Consider the following 15,926-nt stretch of genomic DNA (forward strand, 5'->3'; position numbering starts at 1 on the left):
AGATTACTCCTCCTCTGCTACTAACTTTTCATACTCGGCAGCAGATAATGTTTCTGCTTGGACTTCAGTAATGTCACTAATTTCAAATAACCAAGCACCGTAAGGGTCACTATTAACCAATTCAGGACTCTCTTCAAGTTCTTCATTAATTTTTGACACTGTGCCGCTGACTGGCGTAAAAATATCAGAAACTGATTTGACTGACTCGATATCGGCAATTGAATCTTCTGCACTAACTGTCTCATCGACTTCTGGCAAACCGATATAAACAATATCCCCTAATTGTGATTGGGCAAACTCTGTAATGCCGATTAGAGCTGTTTTACCTTCATCTGAAAATTTAATCCACTCGTGATCTGCTGTATAAGTTAACTCTTTTGGAAATGTCATAATAAATTCCTCCTGGCCTATGGCTTATTTTGTTTTTTTATAAAAGTTACTAGAAACGACTTCGACGGGAATTCGTCTTCCTCTGACTTCTGCTTCTAAAGCTGTTCCTAATTCTGAAAATTCTTTTTCAATTAACGCCATGGCAATTGGGTATCCTAACGTTGGCGAATGGGTGCCTGACGTACTATTACCAACTTCTTTACCATCAGCATAAATCTTCGCTTCCTCACGAACAATCCCTTTACCTGTGACTTTTAAGCCTACTCGCTTAATCTGTGGTTCCCCTTGGTCGATCAGAGCCTCTTTGCCAATAAAATCATCTTTAGCCATTTTAACAGCGAAGCTTAACCCTGTTTCTAAAGGACTAATTTCAGTTGTCATTTCATGGCCATAAAGTGGCATACCTGCTTCTAAGCGTAAGGTGTCTCGAGCCCCTAAACCACAAGGGATTAAACCAGCTGTTTCCCCTGCCTGTAACAACTGCTGCCACAGATTCACTGCATCAACAGAATTAACGTATAACTCATAACCTAATTCCCCAGTATAGCCGGTTTGGGAAATCATTACTTGTTGCTCGCCTAAAGTTACATTTTCATTGAAACGATAATACTTACTCGGAATGTCTTCTTCAGCCATTAATTGTTTTAAGATTTCGGTGGCTTTTGGTCCTTGTAATGCTAGAATAGCTGTTTCATCTGATTCATCACTCATTTGACAGTCCCCAGTTAAATGACTGGCAATCCACTGTTCATCCGTTAAGCGATTAGCAGCGTTAACAACTAATAAAAATTTTTGATCGTTATATTTGTAGACAATGAAGTCATCGATGACTCCTCCTTGTTGATTTAACATCAAAGTATATCTGACTTGACCATTTGCCATCGTCGTAAAATCATTCGTTAAAAGGCGTTGTAAATTACTTAGCGCATCTTTCCCTGTAATAACTAAGGAACCCATATGAGATACATCAAACAAACCAGCCTGCTCTCTCACTGCCTGATGTTCAATCATTAAACTTGTTGCTTTGTAGGTAACTGGTAACAAGTAACCAGCAAAAGGTACCATTTTACCACCACTAGCAACATGCGTGTCATAGAGCGGTGTTTTTAAGTCTACCATCTCGTCTTCAACCCTTTCTATTCGGAAACATTGATTTGTCTTTAAAACAACTCTTATTCATTATAGCAACATTCACTAAAATACGAAAGAGTTAATCGTAATTATTTATTTTTTTAATTATTAACTACCGAAACACGAACGAAAATAAACTATAAAACAAAAACATACGCCTTATGTCTTTCAAGACATAAAAAAGAACGCATAAAAAAACATGCGTTGCTCTGTCTTTTAACCTGAGAGATTCTTCTCAATGACGAGAATTGCTCCTTCGGTGACTTGGCTCTCCAGAGTTGTGTCCTACTACGGTCCTTTGTACCTGAGATCTTCATAATAAGTTTGCCTCTTACTATTTATTCCTTCGGCGCTAGTTTTAGCAAAACTAAACTCTCCCGTAATAATCATTCACTTTTGTTACCGCTTTCATACTTCTAACTTTAATTATAAGTTTTTATCAGAAAAATTCAAGTTTTAAGATTATTTCCCTTCCTGAAGTTCTCCTGCTCCTTTAGCCACTGTTTTTTTTAATCTTATTTTAATTATAAAACATTTACAATCCTGATAACAGCAAGCTTCAAAGGGGGTAATTCGTGTTTTGTTTCCTTCCCAATGCATATTAGTTGTTATTTCACATCAAATTATATAGAATAGCATTAATTTAGAAAGATTATTTAATTACAATGATTGTCATAAAAAAGAAGACTGGTTGGTGATTGGTGTGAACAAAGATAATGTTGAGTTAGGTGAAAAATATAATTGTAAAACATCACTTTTGGAGAGAGAATTTTCAGGTACAATCATTGCAAAATATGAAAACACTTGTATCGTGGAATTATTGTCGTGTGCTTTTGAAGACTCGCAAAAAGCTCTGGAGTACAACAATCGTTTTGTAATTGGATTTAATGATCTAGCTTAAACTCTTAATGCCATTATACTTAAAAAAATAAAGGAAAGTCAGGTCTCGCCTGACTTTCCTTTATTTATCGTAACTTAGTTGGTAGAACCCTTCATTACCACTGCCACATAAGTTACTAGTGACCTTAAAGCCAAAGTGCTGATAAAAAGCTAAGGCCTGCTTGTTTGCAGCTAAACACTTTAATGATAGTGACCCTTGACTATTAGCTAGGCGATAATTTAATAACTCTTGACCGATGCCTCGACCTTGTTGATCCGTTCTAATAAATAAATGATGAACAAAATTTTCAGGCTCATACACTGATAAAAAGCCTAAAACGGCTTGCTCTTCAACATAGACAAAAACGACTTCCCCTTGACTGTCTTCTTGAAAATTTGCTGATTTTAGTTCTTCAGCTGAGGCCCAAGTAAAAGTTGCTAAGCGGGTCTTTAAATAAATTTCCGCTACTTGAAGTTGATCTTGTTCTTCCATTTTTCTAATTGTCATAGGTTCCCCCCATTGTCATTTTTCTGATAATTTTTTGCGACGTCGGCTAACGTTTTTAGACCAGAAGCCACCACTTATATACTTAGGCTCATGAGAAATCACAAATGCTGCCTCTTCTAAACTCTTGATTTGTTTGTATAAATTTCTTTCATTTTTGCGAGGGCTCAAAATTTCTAAAATCATCCGCTCACCTTCTCGACCTTGACCAAAAGTCACTGTGACCCCATAGCCTAAGTCTCTTAAATCATTGGCAATTGTCGTTTCTTCCTTTAAAGGAATAATCGCAGTTACCATAATATAACCTAAGGCTAAGTATTCTTCGATTCTAATCCCGACAGCAATCCCGATACCGTAACCTAAGGCGTAAGCCACTAAGTTCCAGGGATTATCTAGACGATTTAAAACCATGTTTAACCCTAAGACATAAACCGTAATTTCAACAATACTCACTAAGGGCGCAATTAATCGATACCCCTTCATTGTTAACATAAAGCGAATCGTATTCAAGGTAATATAACTAAAGTTAACAACAAAAATCATCCCTACTAATTTTAAATCAATTCCCACTACTGACACCCTTTCTATAGTTATCAACTAACATACTCTCTTAATTATAGGACAGAAAAATCAGTCATGCAAGGTCGCTGTCTATTAGACAAAAAAAGCTATGAGATCATTTAACACTGATCTCATAACTTTCCTTTGAATTAATTAACGAATTTCGACTTGGAATTCTTCGACTAACGCTTTTTCGATTTTAGCCATGGCTTGACTAACTTCTTCTTCCACTAAAGTGCTTTCTGAATTTAAGAAAACTAACGAATAGGCCATTGATTTTTTCGTTAAACCAAGTTTTTCACCTTCAAAAATATCGAATAAATCAACACTTTGTAAGTAACGACCGCCATTAGCTTTAATCGTTGTGACTAACTCTTGATTACTGACTGTTTTATCGACTAATAACGCCATGTCCCGCTTCATTGACGGATATTTAGAAACGGCTTGATAATCAATTTGTAGACGTTGACTAGCAATTAAGGCTTCTAAGTTCAATTCCGCTACATAAGTTTCATTAATATCATAAACTTTAGCTGTTAATGGGTGAACTTGGCCAATAAAACCAATCTCTTCCCCAGCTAAGATAATTTTAGCTGTCCGACCTGGGTGTAAGTCAGTATACGCTGTGGTTGCTTCAAAAGTTACTAAAGTCTCAGCCCCAACTAAACTAAACATGTTCTCAATGATCCCTTTTAACAAGTAGAAATCAACTGGCTCTTTTGTTTCTTGCCAAGTTTGTTTGCTTGCTAAACCAGTCATGGCAATTGCTAAGTGACGGGTTTCTTTCGGCATTTCACCAACTGCGGTCTCAACGAACACATTCCCTGTTTCATAAAGAGCCACATTATTATTTTTACGGGCCACATTATATGCCACATCTTGTAATAAGCCATTTGTTAAGTTTTGGCGTAACACGCCGTGATCTTCACTCATTGGTGATTGGAGCTTAACAACAGGTTCTTTTTCCACTAAGAAGCGTAAGGCTTGCTCTTCCGTCGTTAAAGCATAACTGATGGCTTCAGTTAGGCCACTACCTTCTAAAGCGCCTTTAATTGTTCTAACTAAGCCTTGGCTAGCTGTCAAAGCTCCTGGTAGGGCTTCCCCACTTGGAAGGGTTGACGGTAAGTTATCGTAACCATAAATCCGCGCCACTTCTTCCACTAAGTCAGCTTCAATCGTAATATCCCAACGACGAGCTGGAATTTCTACTAAGTAGCTGCCATCAGTTTCCGTGAAAGGAAAGGCAAGTGTTTCAAAAATTTCACTAACAACTGCTTTTGACAAGTCCGTTCCTAGTGAACGATTGATTTTAGCTAAGGTAATGCCTACTGAAATTTCTGGGGCTTTCGTCTCAGCTGCTACTAGTTCGCCAGTCACGACGGTTCCTTCACCTAATTCAGCCATTAAAGCCGCGGCAAATTCACAAGCTTCTTGAACTGTTCCTAAATTAATGCCTTTTTCAAAACGGCTACTTGATTCGCTACGTAAGCCGAATTGTTTCGACGTTTTACGAGTTGTACTTGGGTCAAAGGTCGCTGATTCAATGGCAACTGTTGTTGTTGTACCAGTGATTTCTGAATCAAAACCACCCATCACTCCTGCCAAAGCAATTGGAACTTGACCATTAGTAATCACGATATTTTCAGCTGTTAACGCTCGCTCTTCACCATCAAGAGTTACTAAAACTTCATGAGCTTCCGCTCTGCGAACATTGATTTCTTGACTGCCAATTTTATCATAGTCAAAGGCATGCATTGGTTGACCAAATAATAATAGAACATAATTCGTTACGTCAACGATATTATTAATTGGACGAATCCCTTCATTCATTAGACGAGTTTGTAACCACAAAGGACTTTCTTTAATCGTAACGTCTTTAACCATCCGCATCCGGTAGTTAGGCGTATCAGCCAAATCAGCTACTTTTGCTGATAAGAAATCACTAATCTGCATTTCAGAATTTTCAACGAGTTGATACGTTGGAAAAGTTGGTGTTTTACGATAAATCGCCGCAACTTCATGTGCCACTCCCCGCATACTTAGAGCATCCGCTCGGTTAGGGGTAATTGATAACTCAATAATTGAATCATCCATATCTAAATAACTGAAGACTTCGCTTCCTGGAATCGCTTCTTCCGGCATGAAATAAATGCCATCTGCATATTCTTTAGCTATCAAACTATCTGAATACCCTAACTCTTGAAGGGAACAAATCATTCCAAGAGAGACTTCGCCCCGCATTTTACCTTTTTTAATTTTAACATTACCAGTAATTCGTGAGCCAGGTAAAGCCACAATCACTTTTTTGCCTGCTTGAATATTTGGTGCTCCACAGACAATTTGTGATAATTCTTCTTCCCCAATATCAACTTGACACACTGATAAGTGATCGCTGTCTGGATGAGGAACGCAAGCTTTAACATCGCCAACGACAATTTTTTTCAAACCTTCTGAGGGAACGTTGACTTCTTCAACTTCAATCCCTGTACGAGACATTTTGTCTGCCAACTCATCGGCAGTTACTCCTGATAAATCAACTAATTCATTTAACCATTTATAAGATACTAGCATCAGTCTACTCCTTTACCTTGAATTGTTCTAAGAATCTAACATCATTTTGATAGAAGTAACGAATGTCGTTTACTCCATGGCGTAACATCGCAATTCGGTCTGGTCCCATTCCGAAGGCAAATCCGCTATATTCAGTAGCATCAATACCGGACATTTCTAAGACATTAGGATGAACCATACCAGCTCCTAAAATCTCAATCCAACCAGTTAATTTACAAACGTTACAGCCTTCCCCACCACATTTGAAACAACTAACATCAACTTCGACGGAAGGTTCAGTAAAAGGGAAATAACTTGGACGAAGACGAATTTCCCGCTCTTCACCAAACATTTTTTTCATTACGACTTCCAATGTGCCTTTTAAGTCACCCATCGTAATATTTTTATCAATAACTAAACCTTCAATTTGGTGGAACTGATGACTATGAGTGGCGTCATCACTGTCACGACGGAAAACTTTTCCAGGACTGATCATTCGCAGTGGCCCTTTAGAAAAATCATGTTTTTCCATTGTTCGTGCTTGAACTGGTGACGTATGAGTTCTCAGTAATAATTCTTCCGTAATGTAAAACGTATCTTGCATGTCACGAGCTGGGTGGTTTTTAGGAATATTCATTCGTTCAAAGTTGTAGTGATCTTGTTCAACTTCAAACCCTTCAATAATTTGATAGCCCATCCCTAAAAAGATATCTTCCATCTCTGTCATCGTTTGACTTAAAATATGAGGACTGCCTTGGGGAACTTGCTTACCTGATAAAGTCACATCAATTGTTTCTTTCGCTAAAGCGGCATTCATTTCTGATAATTCTAACTCAGCTTTTTTCTCTTCGATTTTTTCCGCTAAGTGATCGCGGATTTCATTAGCAAAACTTCCGACTAAAGGACGTTCCTCCGCTGATAAATCTTTCATTCCTCTTAACACTTCGGTAATTGGACCTTTTTTTCCTAGCGTTTCAACTCGGATTTGATTCAATTCTTTCAAACCTTCACTTGCAGTGATTTTTTCCACTGTTTTCGCTTTTAACGTTTCTAATTGTTCTTTTAAAGACATTTTTGATAGTTCCTTTCTATATGAATTATTAGTTTATTTATTCTCAGAATAGAGTGTTGATTGATTGTTTGAGTTATAACTATATTTTTAGAATTGACTGGCTCATGGCTCATCGGGACTAAAGCATTGTGAGGCTTTTAAGAAGACTACAACGCATTTTACTTCGTAAAATTCCTTGTCTATTGGCTCATCGGGACTAAAGTCCCGTGAGGCTTTTAAGAAGACTACAACGCATTTTACTTTGTAAAATTCCTTGTCTATTGGCTCATCAATGCTAAAGCATTGTGAGCCAATAGAAAAAGACTTCGCTCCTAATAAGGAGCGAAGTCTCGCGGTACCATCCTAAATTCACGGGGTGAGCCGTAATCTTTGCTTTGTTAACGGTGGGGTCACCGGCTTAGTGGAAACTAAGCAACTCAAGAAGTGAAATTTCATTTAGTTAACTAAGATTCGTTTTCAGTCTAGGACGAATCTTCCTGGGTTAGTTAAATCTAAATTACTTGCTTCTTTCAACGTATTTCTCTATTACTTCTTAGTCTACAAGAAACTTAGCCTTTGGTCAACTGCTTTTCTAGAGTGTTAACCATTTTTCAGACCATTTTTGGATTTCTCCCATTGCTTCTTTTAAATCTAAGCCTTTCGCTGTTAAGCGGTATTCAACTTTTTTACTGTTTTCTTTATCTTCTAAACGTTCAACAATCTTGTTTAATTCTAATTCTTTTAAACGTTCCGCTAATACACGATCACTTAAATTCGGTATTTTAGTTGCTAATTCGCCGAAGCGTTGTGTTCCGTCTTCTAGTAAAACATCTATAATTAATCCATTCCAACGTTTGCCTAAGATAGAGAATGTTTGTTCGAATTTAGGGCAAAGTGTAAATTGTCGTTCTTCGCACTTACTTAATTCAGCCATTTCCCTCATCCTTTCTTTTTTTCAGTATAACACCATAACTTACCAAATGTAAGTTAACTGCCTAAGCAACGCTTTTAGTCAATAAAAAAAGAGTCAACCAACTACTCGTTGTCCTCTCATTTTAAATTTAACTTGCAACACCTAACATTGTATAAACTTTTGTTTTTGCATTTCGACAAGCTGGCACAATGACTTCATGAGCCGCACAATACTTATCGACTAGCGTTACAATGTAGCTTTCTTTATACTTAGGTGGAGCAATTGTCGCTAACCACATATGTTTGATTATAATGTCTTTTTCTAATTCTGATAACTCGGTTAATTTTTCAGCATTTTTAACTGCTACTCGAGGATGAACATAGGCGTGACTTCCACCATCCATCTTTTCAGTCCGCCAATCATAAAAAAATAAGTCATGGAGTAAACCAGCACGGGCAGTCGAACGAGCATTACCGTTCCATTTTTTAGCTAATCGATAGCTTAAATAAGAAACTGAGATTGAATGTTCTAAACGCGTCGAGTAGTGATGTTGTTTAAACTTTCCTAAGCTTTGAACGTCTTCTGTATACATTAAATCTTCTATATAAGAGACATATTCTTGATCTTCTTGCCAATTTCGTTTCAATTCACATAACTTCCTTCGTTTTAAATGATATTTTGCAATGTAGATATATTCTAACACCTCTTGTAGCTAATTTCTAGTTAATCGCCCAATATTAATCTTCTCGTAATATTTCTACGTTAACGCAAACATTAGAACCCCTGCCGCAACAGCGACATTCAATGATTCTGCCTTACCAGTAATCGGAATGTAAACATTAGCATCGGTTAATTGTAACAATTCTGGGGCTACTCCTTGGCCTTCATTACCCATCATCAAGGCGATTTCTCTATTTCTAGGTAATTCCCGGTAACTCACTGCTTCTGGATTTAATTCTGTTCCGTATACAGTGACTCCTTGACTTCTGAGTGTTGGGATAATTTGACTTAGATCAGCCTCAATAATATTTAAGTGGAATTGACTGCCTTGCATTGAGCGTAAGACTTTATCGTTATAACTATCGACTGTGCCGGCACCTAAAATGATTGTTTTAAAATTAGCCGCATCAGCTGTTCGAATCATCGTTCCTAAATTCCCTGGGTCTTGGACATTATCTAAGATTAAAATGGGGCATGTTAAAGCTGGCTCTTGACTAGCTTTAGGTATCTCAACAACAGCAATCACCCCTTGGGGAGCTGGGACCATTGATAAGCTTTTAATAATCTCATCTGTAACAACATAAAGACTTGCTGTTGCTTTATTTTTTAACAACGCTTGGGTTGCCTCTAAGTGTTTCTTAGTTGTAAAAACCTTTTGAATGTTGCCTTCATAATTAACCGCTTCTTCCACTAAGTGAAACCCTTCAATAAGATAAGCCTGCTGTTCTTGTCTTTCCTTCTTTTTATGTAATTTTTTTACTTCTTTAATTAAGTTATTTTTTAATGAGCTGATTTCTTCCATAATAACCTCCACGGCCTTCTATTATTCGAGATATTATAACATTGAATGCTGAAATCTCCTAGTGGGCCTATTTTTAACTTGGTATTTTAGACGAAGCAAGCTAAAATAAAGAAAAAGCTAAAGGTGGGATTTTTATGAGAAAAGTATCGTTGACCGTTCGAGGGCGCGTTCAAGGCGTTGGCTTTCGTTTTATGACAAAAATGGTAGCTGATAAACTTGGCATTGTCGGAACCGTCAAAAATCAATGGGATGGCTCGGTTTACATTGAAGCCGGTGGTTCCCCTGAAAGAGTAGCGGAATTTATTAACTTAATTAAAGCCTCCCCTTCCCCAAGTGGGCGAGTTGAGACTTGCGAAATTACTGAATTGCCAAATTTGCAATTGCCCTCTGCCTTTGATGTCCGCTATTAACTCAAGAGTTTTCTGTGACTTTTTAAGGTTTTCGATTGAAAAAAAAGCAATTATCCATTATAGTAGAGCTTATGAGAAAATTTTAAAAAAAGGAAGAAACTAATGAAAAATAAATTTAAAAAATGGTTGTTAGCATCTGGAATGTTAGGTTTATTATTAACCTTATCTGGTTGTGTACAAACTTTCAAATCCGGCGACAAAATCGGCCAACCAACTGGTGAGGGCTTCGTTTATAAATTACTTGTCGGACCGATGAGTCAATTAATTCACTACTTCGTTGACCTTTTCGGAAATAACTACGGCTTAGCAATTATTGTTTTCACTTTAATTGTTCGAACAATCATCTTGCCTCTTGGTTTACATCAAACGAAAAAAGCTAGCACGCAATCTGAGAAGATGCTTTTCTTAAAACCACAAATGGATGCTTTACAAAAAGCTACAAAAGCTGCTGTTACCCAAGAACAACAAATGGCCGCGCAACAACAAATGCAAGCTTTTTACAAAGACAACAACATGAGTATGTTTGGCGGAATGGGTTGTTTACCTTTACTTATTCAAATGCCTGTCTTTACTGCCTTGTTCTTTACAATCAAATACATGCCAGGCATTGAGAGTGCTAGTTTCCTAGGTGTGCCTTTAGGCGAACCGAACTTAATCTTCACTATTGTAGCTGCCTTAAGTTACTTAATTCAAAGTTTCATTAGCATGATCGGGATTCCTGAAGAACAAAAGAAACAAATGAAGACTATGATGTTCATGTCACCAATCATGATTGGTGTGATTTCTTTCACTTCTCCTGCTGGGGTTACCCTTTACTGGATTATTGGTGGGATTTTCAGTTGTGTTCAAACACTGATTGCTAATCTTTATCAAAAACCAAAAATTCGTGCCCAAATCGCTGAAGAATTTAGACTTAATCCACCTAAAGACATTAAAATTCCAGTTATTAAAGAAGGTAATCCTGAGGCAGCTAGTCACCCGGCTCAACCTCGTAACAAACAAATGAATCAAGGAAACAAAGGATCTGGTAACGGTCGTAACGCTGGTAAACAGCAACGCCGCTAAGATCGTAACGATCATCAACAAAAGGCTGGGACATTAATGTCTCAGCCTTTTTAGTTACTTTAAAATCACAATGCTTTCTCGGTTGCTAATTCTGCGATAACTTTCTTTTAAATAAAGGTGTTGCCATTGACTTAAGTCTTGAAAATCCCACTTTTTATACGCACCAACAAAAGCGATGATTTCCCGTAACTTTAAAAAAAATTCAAGTTTGGCTAGTTCACGATTATGCAACGAAACTTCTTGACGATACCCCCTTAAAAAATAGTTTAAATAGACATCTGCTAGTTTTTTCCGCTGACACGCCTGGCTATTCGTTAATTGATAAATTGAATAATACAAACTAATCGCAATGTCTTCAATAAAAAAGCTATACTGACATTCATCGAAGTCAATCAAACAGACCGTATTATTATTTATTAATAAGTTATTCAAATGGACGTCGCCGTGAATTAAGCCATAGTTACTTTTTTCTTTACCAAACTCCTGAAGCCCACTTACTAACTGGTCTTTCGCCTGTCTAATGTCATTCATTACAGTAGGAACATACTGGTCAAACTCTCTTAAATATTGATTCTCAAAGAAATGCCGTCGATAAAGACTGCTAACATTCAAGTCTTGAGATCGGTTATGAAGCTTGCCTAATTCTTTGCCAATCGCGAAAAAAAGAGTTTGTTGCTGAATATAGCCAGGATAATCTATGTGTTTGCCAGGTAATCGTTCAAAAACACTGCTAAAATAGCTTCGACCGTGAACCATCACTTTGGCAAACAGCTGATTGTCTTTAGTTAAAATGGCTTGCGGTACTTTCAAATGACCTTTTAATAATGTTAGCCATTGAAGCTCCCCTGTCAATTCCTTGTCACTGCGATTACTTTCAGGAGTCATTCTTAAAACAAAAGAACCTGTTGAACCATTGATATAATAAACAATATTTTACCAGCCAATTTTATTTTCAACAATCTCTTCGGCAATAATATTAAAACACTCTGCTAAATGTTTGCAAATCTAAGCCTTGTGTATCATCTTTTCCCCTCCTAAAAACTAACATAAGAGTGACTAACTAGGGTCTCTAACAGATCAATTAAGGGACATTAAAACGATTACATTTCGTCTAAAAGTTTGCCGTCAATTCTTCTGCTTATGAATTTTTCAACTTTTTAGTGAAGCCTTTTCACAACATAAATTTCCGCCTTCTAATAAATCTGATATTCAGATAGTTATTTAATTTAAAAGGGTTCAAAAACCGTAGTCTAATCAACTTTTTTATGGTATTATGGAAATTGTGTTTTTAAGATATTAATTATAGTTAGGGGATTATAAAATGTTTTCAAGAAATAAAAAAGATCAATTCGGCGAATTACTGCATGACATGACGGTTAACCTGAAAGAAGCAGCTAATTATTTCTCTTCATTTTCACCTGAAAAACCTGAGGATATCACTATCTTTTCAGAGACAATTAACAATTATGAATCAAAAGGCGACAAACTTGTTTACCAAATGATTGTTGTCCTAAATGATACGTTTATCACTCCGATTGAACGTGAAGATCTTTTAGAATTAACTAACCGCATCGATGACGTCCTAGATGCTATGGAAAAAGCCGCTTTATCATTCGAAATTTGTCATTTATCTAAATTTAATGATGTTATTACTAAAATGGCCGCTGAAATTTCTGGAGCTACTGATGAAATCACGGCAGCTGTTGATTGCATGTTCTCAAAAAAATTAAAAGAAATTAATGGTCACTCAAAAAAAATCAAACAACACGAATCCAACTGTGACGATTTATACCGGGAAGCCTTACTAGACTTATTCCAAGTGGAAGAAGATCCAATCCGCTTAATTCGTTATAAAGTTGTTTATGAAAACTTAGAAGAAATTGCGAATTTCTGTGAAGATGTTTCTAAAACATTAAACTCAATCGTAATGAAAAACGCTTAGGAGGGCTCATAGATGGATCAAATTTTTGTTGTTACCGTTTTGATTGTGATTGCCGCTTTAGTCTTTGATTTAATTAACGGCTTTCACGATACGGCTAACGCCATTGCAACGAGTGTTTCTACGAAGGCCTTGAAACCGAAACACGCCATTATGTTAGCCGCCGTGATGAACTTCCTAGGAGCGATTTCTTTTACAGGAGTTGCTAAAACAATCACTAAAGGAATAGTCGATCCAATTTCTTTACCTAATGGCCAAGTCGTAATATTAGCTGCCTTACTTTCAGCGATTGTTTGGAACTTAGTCACTTGGTACTTCGGTATTCCAAGTAGTTCTTCTCACGCCTTAATTGGTTCGATCGCTGGCGCAGCCATTGCTTCTGCTGGAATTACGGCAATTAAGTTTTCCGGTTTTGCCATGATTATTATCGGCTTAATCGCCTCACCTGTGATTGCCTTTTGTGTTGGGTATGTCGTTTATTCGATTATAAAAACCATCTTTAAAAATGCTAACTTATCCAAATCGAATAACCGTTTCCGTTTATTCCAAATTTTAACGGCTGCTTTGCAATCATATACTCACGGAACTAACGATGCCCAAAAAGCGATGGGAATCATTACTATGGCCTTAATTGCTAACGGTTACCAAACTGGGGATGACGTTCAACGTTGGGTTCAAATTTCTTGTGCGATTGCCATGGCAATTGGAACGAGTATTGGCGGTTGGCGAATTATCAAAACTGTTGGTGGAAAAATCATGAAAATTAAACCTGTCAGTGGTGTCGCTGCTGATTTAAGTTCTGTTTTAATTATTTTTAGTGCGACCCTCTTCCATTTACCAGTTAGTACGACTCACGTTATTAGCTCAGCGATTATGGGTGTTGGGACTTCTCATCGCATCAAAGGGGTTAAGTGGGATACTGGTCAAAGAATGTTATTTACTTGGGTAATCACCTTACCAATCTCAGCTTTAATTTCAGCTATTTTATTCACAATCTTAAATGTAATTATTCCTTAATATTTAAAGAAGTCTTAGCAAATAAGACTTCTTTTTTTGTGTAAAAATCACAAGTGAATTTTCTTTGTTTTTTTCAATCTTATTTGCTTGCTTTTACATTTTTTCCATGTTATCTTTATGTCAAATACAAATATCTGATTTGTTAGGTGAGGCTTCTATACAAACACAGGGTGCTGCCCAGAAACATCGAGAGATGCCAATGGGTAAAACATGAATCGTCGATTAAGGCTTTTCTGAACGCACCTAAAACTGATTGCCAGTTTTTACGTTGTGTAGTGCTAAAGCTCAACGTTGAATCTTGGCATTATTTTTTTACTGTCCAAAATCTTACGTTGAGTCCGCTCAATTCGTGGGATTTTTTTTGTGCCCAATGATTAGATATTTTAACTGTTTAAACTATGAGGAGGTGGTTAATGATGGACGAGTATGAATCGATAACCTGGAAAGAACAAAAGTTAAGCTCGACTGATTTAACCGCCAATTTTTAATAGGACTGGCCGGCGTCACTAGACAACCTTTTTTCTTTCCACTTAGTTTCCAATCAACGTAAACATAAAGTGAAAGAAGGTTTTTTATTATGAAAAAAATTATCCTGTACTTATATAAATTATACCAAGGCAGCGGACAACGGTTAGTTGCCGAAGCAGATCGCGGCACAGACTTTGACTTCTATTCTACTTTTTTATAGGAGGTGCCGAGAATGAAAAAAACAAAATTACGCATTTATTACCAACGTACTAAAAAAATCAGTCCGAGCCGTAACAACCAATTAAAACTAAAAACGGTTAAATGGCAAAGTAAAGAATATATCCAAGGAATTGTCTTACGAAACAATAGTTTAAACCGACCTAGTGGCTTACCTTTACTGACTAGTGTCCCATTACAAGAGGAATCTGCCGTTCACTTAGTCGCTATCATCAACGGTCAAGTCGTTGGCACACTTTTCTTAGATCAAACCGAACGAAATAAAGTTGCCCAAATCAAACAAGTCGCTGTCTCTTCAGATTATCGTGGTCAACACATTGGTCAACAATTAATGGCTTACGCTGAAAAAGTCGCTCGCCAACTTGGTTATCATGAAGTTGTTCTAAACGCTCGTGATTCCGCATGGTTGTTTTATGAAAAATTAGGCTATCAAAGTTTTGGGGAAACTTATCATAACCATGAGATGGTGATGCAACCTTACCGGAAAGTCTTAAAACAACGGAAACGTTTATTAACCCAAGTGGCTTAACTAAATGAAGGACAGTCACAATCAGCAAAATAACCAATCAATCTGCGAAAGTCTTGCTTTCGTCAATTGATTGGTTATTTTATTTTCCAACGTATCAAAAAAGGGCTCTTTGTCAAATAGGACTGATGAGTTAATTTTATAAGAAGATGTTTCTGGTAAATTCCAGAAACGTCTTCTTTTTATTTTATTTAATTTTTATCAAGCCGTTAGTTAAAAATATTCTGATGCGCATGTTTTGAAATGATTTAAACCCGTAGGATACTCTTTTTAATGTTTTTATATGTGTGTTTTTAGCTTCGATTTTTCCGTTTGAATAGCTATAAATCAATGAGTTTGTAATGCCTTCTTCATATGAAAGAAGATTCTCTATTTTCTTTTTAAACTGTGGATCTAAATTATCAGGTAAGTTTTTTAAAAATGAGAAGAATCCTTCTGGATTCTTAGTTCTGAAATGGTGTCCTAAAAGTTGAAATGATTCATAAGCATCTGCCAATGGTATTTATAGGGAGAGTAAACGGTCAATCATCATTGCTTCGGTTAAAAATGGGTATTTTGGAGAGCGGAAGCTGCGCCAGGTTTTGTAATGTGTCGTATCAATGTTGCTAGAGTTTTTCAACAAAAACTTCCAATTGGTTTTTAATTTATTGGCATCACTTTTTTTGTTTTGTTGATTAATTCGTTTCATTTCTCTTACCCTAAACTCATTAAATGCGGAATTTAGATGTTTAACAATATGAAATCGATCAATAATTAGTCTAG

At 36.7% G+C, this 15,926-nt stretch carries 16 protein-coding genes, 1 pseudogene and 3 riboswitches; of the genes and pseudogenes, 6 read left to right on the plus strand and 11 right to left on the minus strand.

What is annotated here, in order from left to right:
• Window positions 1–3: 3 nt before the first annotated feature.
• Window positions 4–390: a glycine cleavage system protein GcvH gene (gene gcvH, locus CBF35_RS02530; RefSeq protein WP_126778309.1), complete on the minus strand. Its 387-nt coding sequence runs from the start codon at window positions 388–390 to the stop codon at window positions 4–6.
• Window positions 391–414: 24 nt separating this feature from the next.
• Window positions 415–1,509, minus strand: a complete 1,095-nt coding sequence (gcvT, locus tag CBF35_RS02535) for a glycine cleavage system aminomethyltransferase GcvT (protein ID WP_126778310.1) — start codon at window positions 1,507–1,509, stop codon at window positions 415–417.
• A gap of 219 nt (window positions 1,510–1,728) precedes the next feature.
• Window positions 1,729–1,799, minus strand: a riboswitch (glycine riboswitch).
• 3 nt (window positions 1,800–1,802) lie between these two features.
• Window positions 1,803–1,911: riboswitch (glycine riboswitch) on the minus strand.
• Window positions 1,912–2,215: 304 nt separating this feature from the next.
• On the opposite strand from gcvT, the gene CBF35_RS02540 reads away from it, so the two are divergent.
• Window positions 2,216–2,422 carry a hypothetical protein gene (locus tag CBF35_RS02540; protein WP_126778311.1) on the plus strand — a complete coding sequence of 69 codons (207 nt, stop codon included), beginning with the start codon at window positions 2,216–2,218 and terminating at the stop codon, window positions 2,420–2,422.
• Window positions 2,423–2,482: 60 nt separating this feature from the next.
• Here CBF35_RS02540 and CBF35_RS02545 read toward each other — a convergent pair whose 3' ends face one another.
• The 7 genes from CBF35_RS02545 to CBF35_RS02575 all read right to left on the minus strand — a co-directional run bounded on the left by CBF35_RS02545 (window position 2,483) and on the right by CBF35_RS02575 (window position 9,502).
• Entirely contained in the window at window positions 2,483–2,908 is a 426-nt protein-coding gene (locus CBF35_RS02545; protein WP_126778312.1) for a GNAT family N-acetyltransferase, read from the minus strand.
• A gap of 15 nt (window positions 2,909–2,923) precedes the next feature.
• The gene (locus CBF35_RS02550) at window positions 2,924–3,475 is read right to left on the minus strand and encodes a DUF2179 domain-containing protein (RefSeq protein ID WP_126778313.1); all 552 of its coding nucleotides are present in this window, start codon (window positions 3,473–3,475) and stop codon (window positions 2,924–2,926) included.
• Between the two features lie 144 nt (window positions 3,476–3,619).
• Window positions 3,620–6,037: a phenylalanine--tRNA ligase subunit beta gene (gene pheT / locus CBF35_RS02555; RefSeq protein ID WP_126778314.1), complete on the minus strand. Its 2,418-nt coding sequence runs from the start codon at window positions 6,035–6,037 to the stop codon at window positions 3,620–3,622.
• 4 nt (window positions 6,038–6,041) lie between these two features.
• Complete coding sequence (gene pheS, locus CBF35_RS02560; protein ID WP_126778315.1) at window positions 6,042–7,088, minus strand: phenylalanine--tRNA ligase subunit alpha; 1,047 nt, start codon at window positions 7,086–7,088, stop codon at window positions 6,042–6,044.
• A gap of 571 nt (window positions 7,089–7,659) precedes the next feature.
• A complete protein-coding gene (locus tag CBF35_RS02565) occupies window positions 7,660–8,001 on the minus strand; it encodes a winged helix-turn-helix transcriptional regulator (protein ID WP_228026034.1) in 342 nt (113 codons plus the stop codon).
• A gap of 127 nt (window positions 8,002–8,128) precedes the next feature.
• A complete protein-coding gene (locus CBF35_RS02570; RefSeq protein WP_126778332.1) occupies window positions 8,129–8,572 on the minus strand; it encodes an HD domain-containing protein in 444 nt (147 codons plus the stop codon).
• Window positions 8,573–8,737: 165 nt separating this feature from the next.
• Window positions 8,738–9,502: a TrmH family RNA methyltransferase gene (locus CBF35_RS02575; RefSeq protein ID WP_126778317.1), complete on the minus strand. Its 765-nt coding sequence runs from the start codon at window positions 9,500–9,502 to the stop codon at window positions 8,738–8,740.
• A 134-nt stretch (window positions 9,503–9,636) separates the two neighbouring features.
• On the opposite strand from CBF35_RS02575, the gene CBF35_RS02580 reads away from it, so the two are divergent.
• Window positions 9,637–9,912 (plus strand): acylphosphatase, encoded by a 276-nt coding sequence (locus CBF35_RS02580; RefSeq protein WP_126778318.1) that lies wholly within the window; start codon window positions 9,637–9,639, stop codon window positions 9,910–9,912.
• Between the two features lie 102 nt (window positions 9,913–10,014).
• Window positions 10,015–10,977 carry a membrane protein insertase YidC gene (gene yidC / locus CBF35_RS02585; protein WP_126778319.1) on the plus strand — a complete coding sequence of 321 codons (963 nt, stop codon included), beginning with the start codon at window positions 10,015–10,017 and terminating at the stop codon, window positions 10,975–10,977.
• Between the two features lie 54 nt (window positions 10,978–11,031).
• Here the strand turns inward: yidC and CBF35_RS02590 are convergent, their stop codons facing one another.
• Window positions 11,032–11,907 carry a phosphotransferase gene (locus CBF35_RS02590; protein WP_342352307.1) on the minus strand — a complete coding sequence of 292 codons (876 nt, stop codon included), beginning with the start codon at window positions 11,905–11,907 and terminating at the stop codon, window positions 11,032–11,034.
• Window positions 11,908–12,298: 391 nt separating this feature from the next.
• On the opposite strand from CBF35_RS02590, the gene CBF35_RS02595 reads away from it, so the two are divergent.
• The 3 genes from CBF35_RS02595 (at window position 12,299) to CBF35_RS02605 (ending at window position 15,167) form a co-directional block, all read left to right on the plus strand.
• Window positions 12,299–12,919, plus strand: a complete 621-nt coding sequence (locus tag CBF35_RS02595) for a DUF47 domain-containing protein (protein ID WP_126778321.1) — start codon at window positions 12,299–12,301, stop codon at window positions 12,917–12,919.
• Between the two features lie 12 nt (window positions 12,920–12,931).
• Window positions 12,932–13,933 carry an inorganic phosphate transporter gene (locus CBF35_RS02600; RefSeq protein ID WP_126778322.1) on the plus strand — a complete coding sequence of 334 codons (1,002 nt, stop codon included), beginning with the start codon at window positions 12,932–12,934 and terminating at the stop codon, window positions 13,931–13,933.
• Between the two features lie 131 nt (window positions 13,934–14,064).
• Window positions 14,065–14,236, plus strand: a riboswitch (M-box (ykoK) riboswitch).
• A 397-nt stretch (window positions 14,237–14,633) separates the two neighbouring features.
• Window positions 14,634–15,167 carry a GNAT family N-acetyltransferase gene (locus CBF35_RS02605; RefSeq protein WP_126778323.1) on the plus strand — a complete coding sequence of 178 codons (534 nt, stop codon included), beginning with the start codon at window positions 14,634–14,636 and terminating at the stop codon, window positions 15,165–15,167.
• Between the two features lie 184 nt (window positions 15,168–15,351).
• Here CBF35_RS02605 and CBF35_RS15005 read toward each other — a convergent pair.
• Window positions 15,352–15,926, minus strand: a pseudogene (locus CBF35_RS15005) (transposase); the annotation flags it as partial.

This window comes from Vagococcus salmoninarum (genome assembly GCF_003987495.1).
In the GTDB taxonomy this organism is placed as follows: domain Bacteria; phylum Bacillota; class Bacilli; order Lactobacillales; family Vagococcaceae; genus Vagococcus_D; species Vagococcus_D salmoninarum.

Bases quoted from the DNA above. Each gene is read 5' to 3' on its own strand.
- gcvH (WP_126778309.1), bottom strand. From the start codon at position 390: ATGACATTTCCAAAAGAGTTAACTTATACAGCAGATCACGAGTGGATT.
- gcvT (WP_126778310.1), bottom strand. From the start codon at position 1,509: ATGGTAGACTTAAAAACACCGCTCTATGACACGCATGTTGCTAGTGGT.
- CBF35_RS02545 (WP_126778312.1), bottom strand. From the start codon at position 2,908: ATGACAATTAGAAAAATGGAAGAACAAGATCAACTTCAAGTAGCGGAA.
- pheT (WP_126778314.1), bottom strand. From the start codon at position 6,037: ATGCTAGTATCTTATAAATGGTTAAATGAATTAGTTGATTTATCAGGA.
- pheS (WP_126778315.1), bottom strand. From the start codon at position 7,088: ATGTCTTTAAAAGAACAATTAGAAACGTTAAAAGCGAAAACAGTGGAA.
- CBF35_RS02565 (WP_228026034.1), bottom strand. From the start codon at position 8,001: ATGGCTGAATTAAGTAAGTGCGAAGAACGACAATTTACACTTTGCCCT.
- CBF35_RS02570 (WP_126778332.1), bottom strand. From the start codon at position 8,572: ATGTATACAGAAGACGTTCAAAGCTTAGGAAAGTTTAAACAACATCAC.
- CBF35_RS02575 (WP_126778317.1), bottom strand. From the start codon at position 9,502: ATGGAAGAAATCAGCTCATTAAAAAATAACTTAATTAAAGAAGTAAAA.
- CBF35_RS02580 (WP_126778318.1), top strand. From the start codon at position 9,637: ATGAGAAAAGTATCGTTGACCGTTCGAGGGCGCGTTCAAGGCGTTGGC.
- yidC (WP_126778319.1), top strand. From the start codon at position 10,015: ATGAAAAATAAATTTAAAAAATGGTTGTTAGCATCTGGAATGTTAGGT.
- CBF35_RS02595 (WP_126778321.1), top strand. From the start codon at position 12,299: ATGTTTTCAAGAAATAAAAAAGATCAATTCGGCGAATTACTGCATGAC.
- CBF35_RS02600 (WP_126778322.1), top strand. From the start codon at position 12,932: ATGGATCAAATTTTTGTTGTTACCGTTTTGATTGTGATTGCCGCTTTA.
- CBF35_RS02605 (WP_126778323.1), top strand. From the start codon at position 14,634: ATGAAAAAAACAAAATTACGCATTTATTACCAACGTACTAAAAAAATC.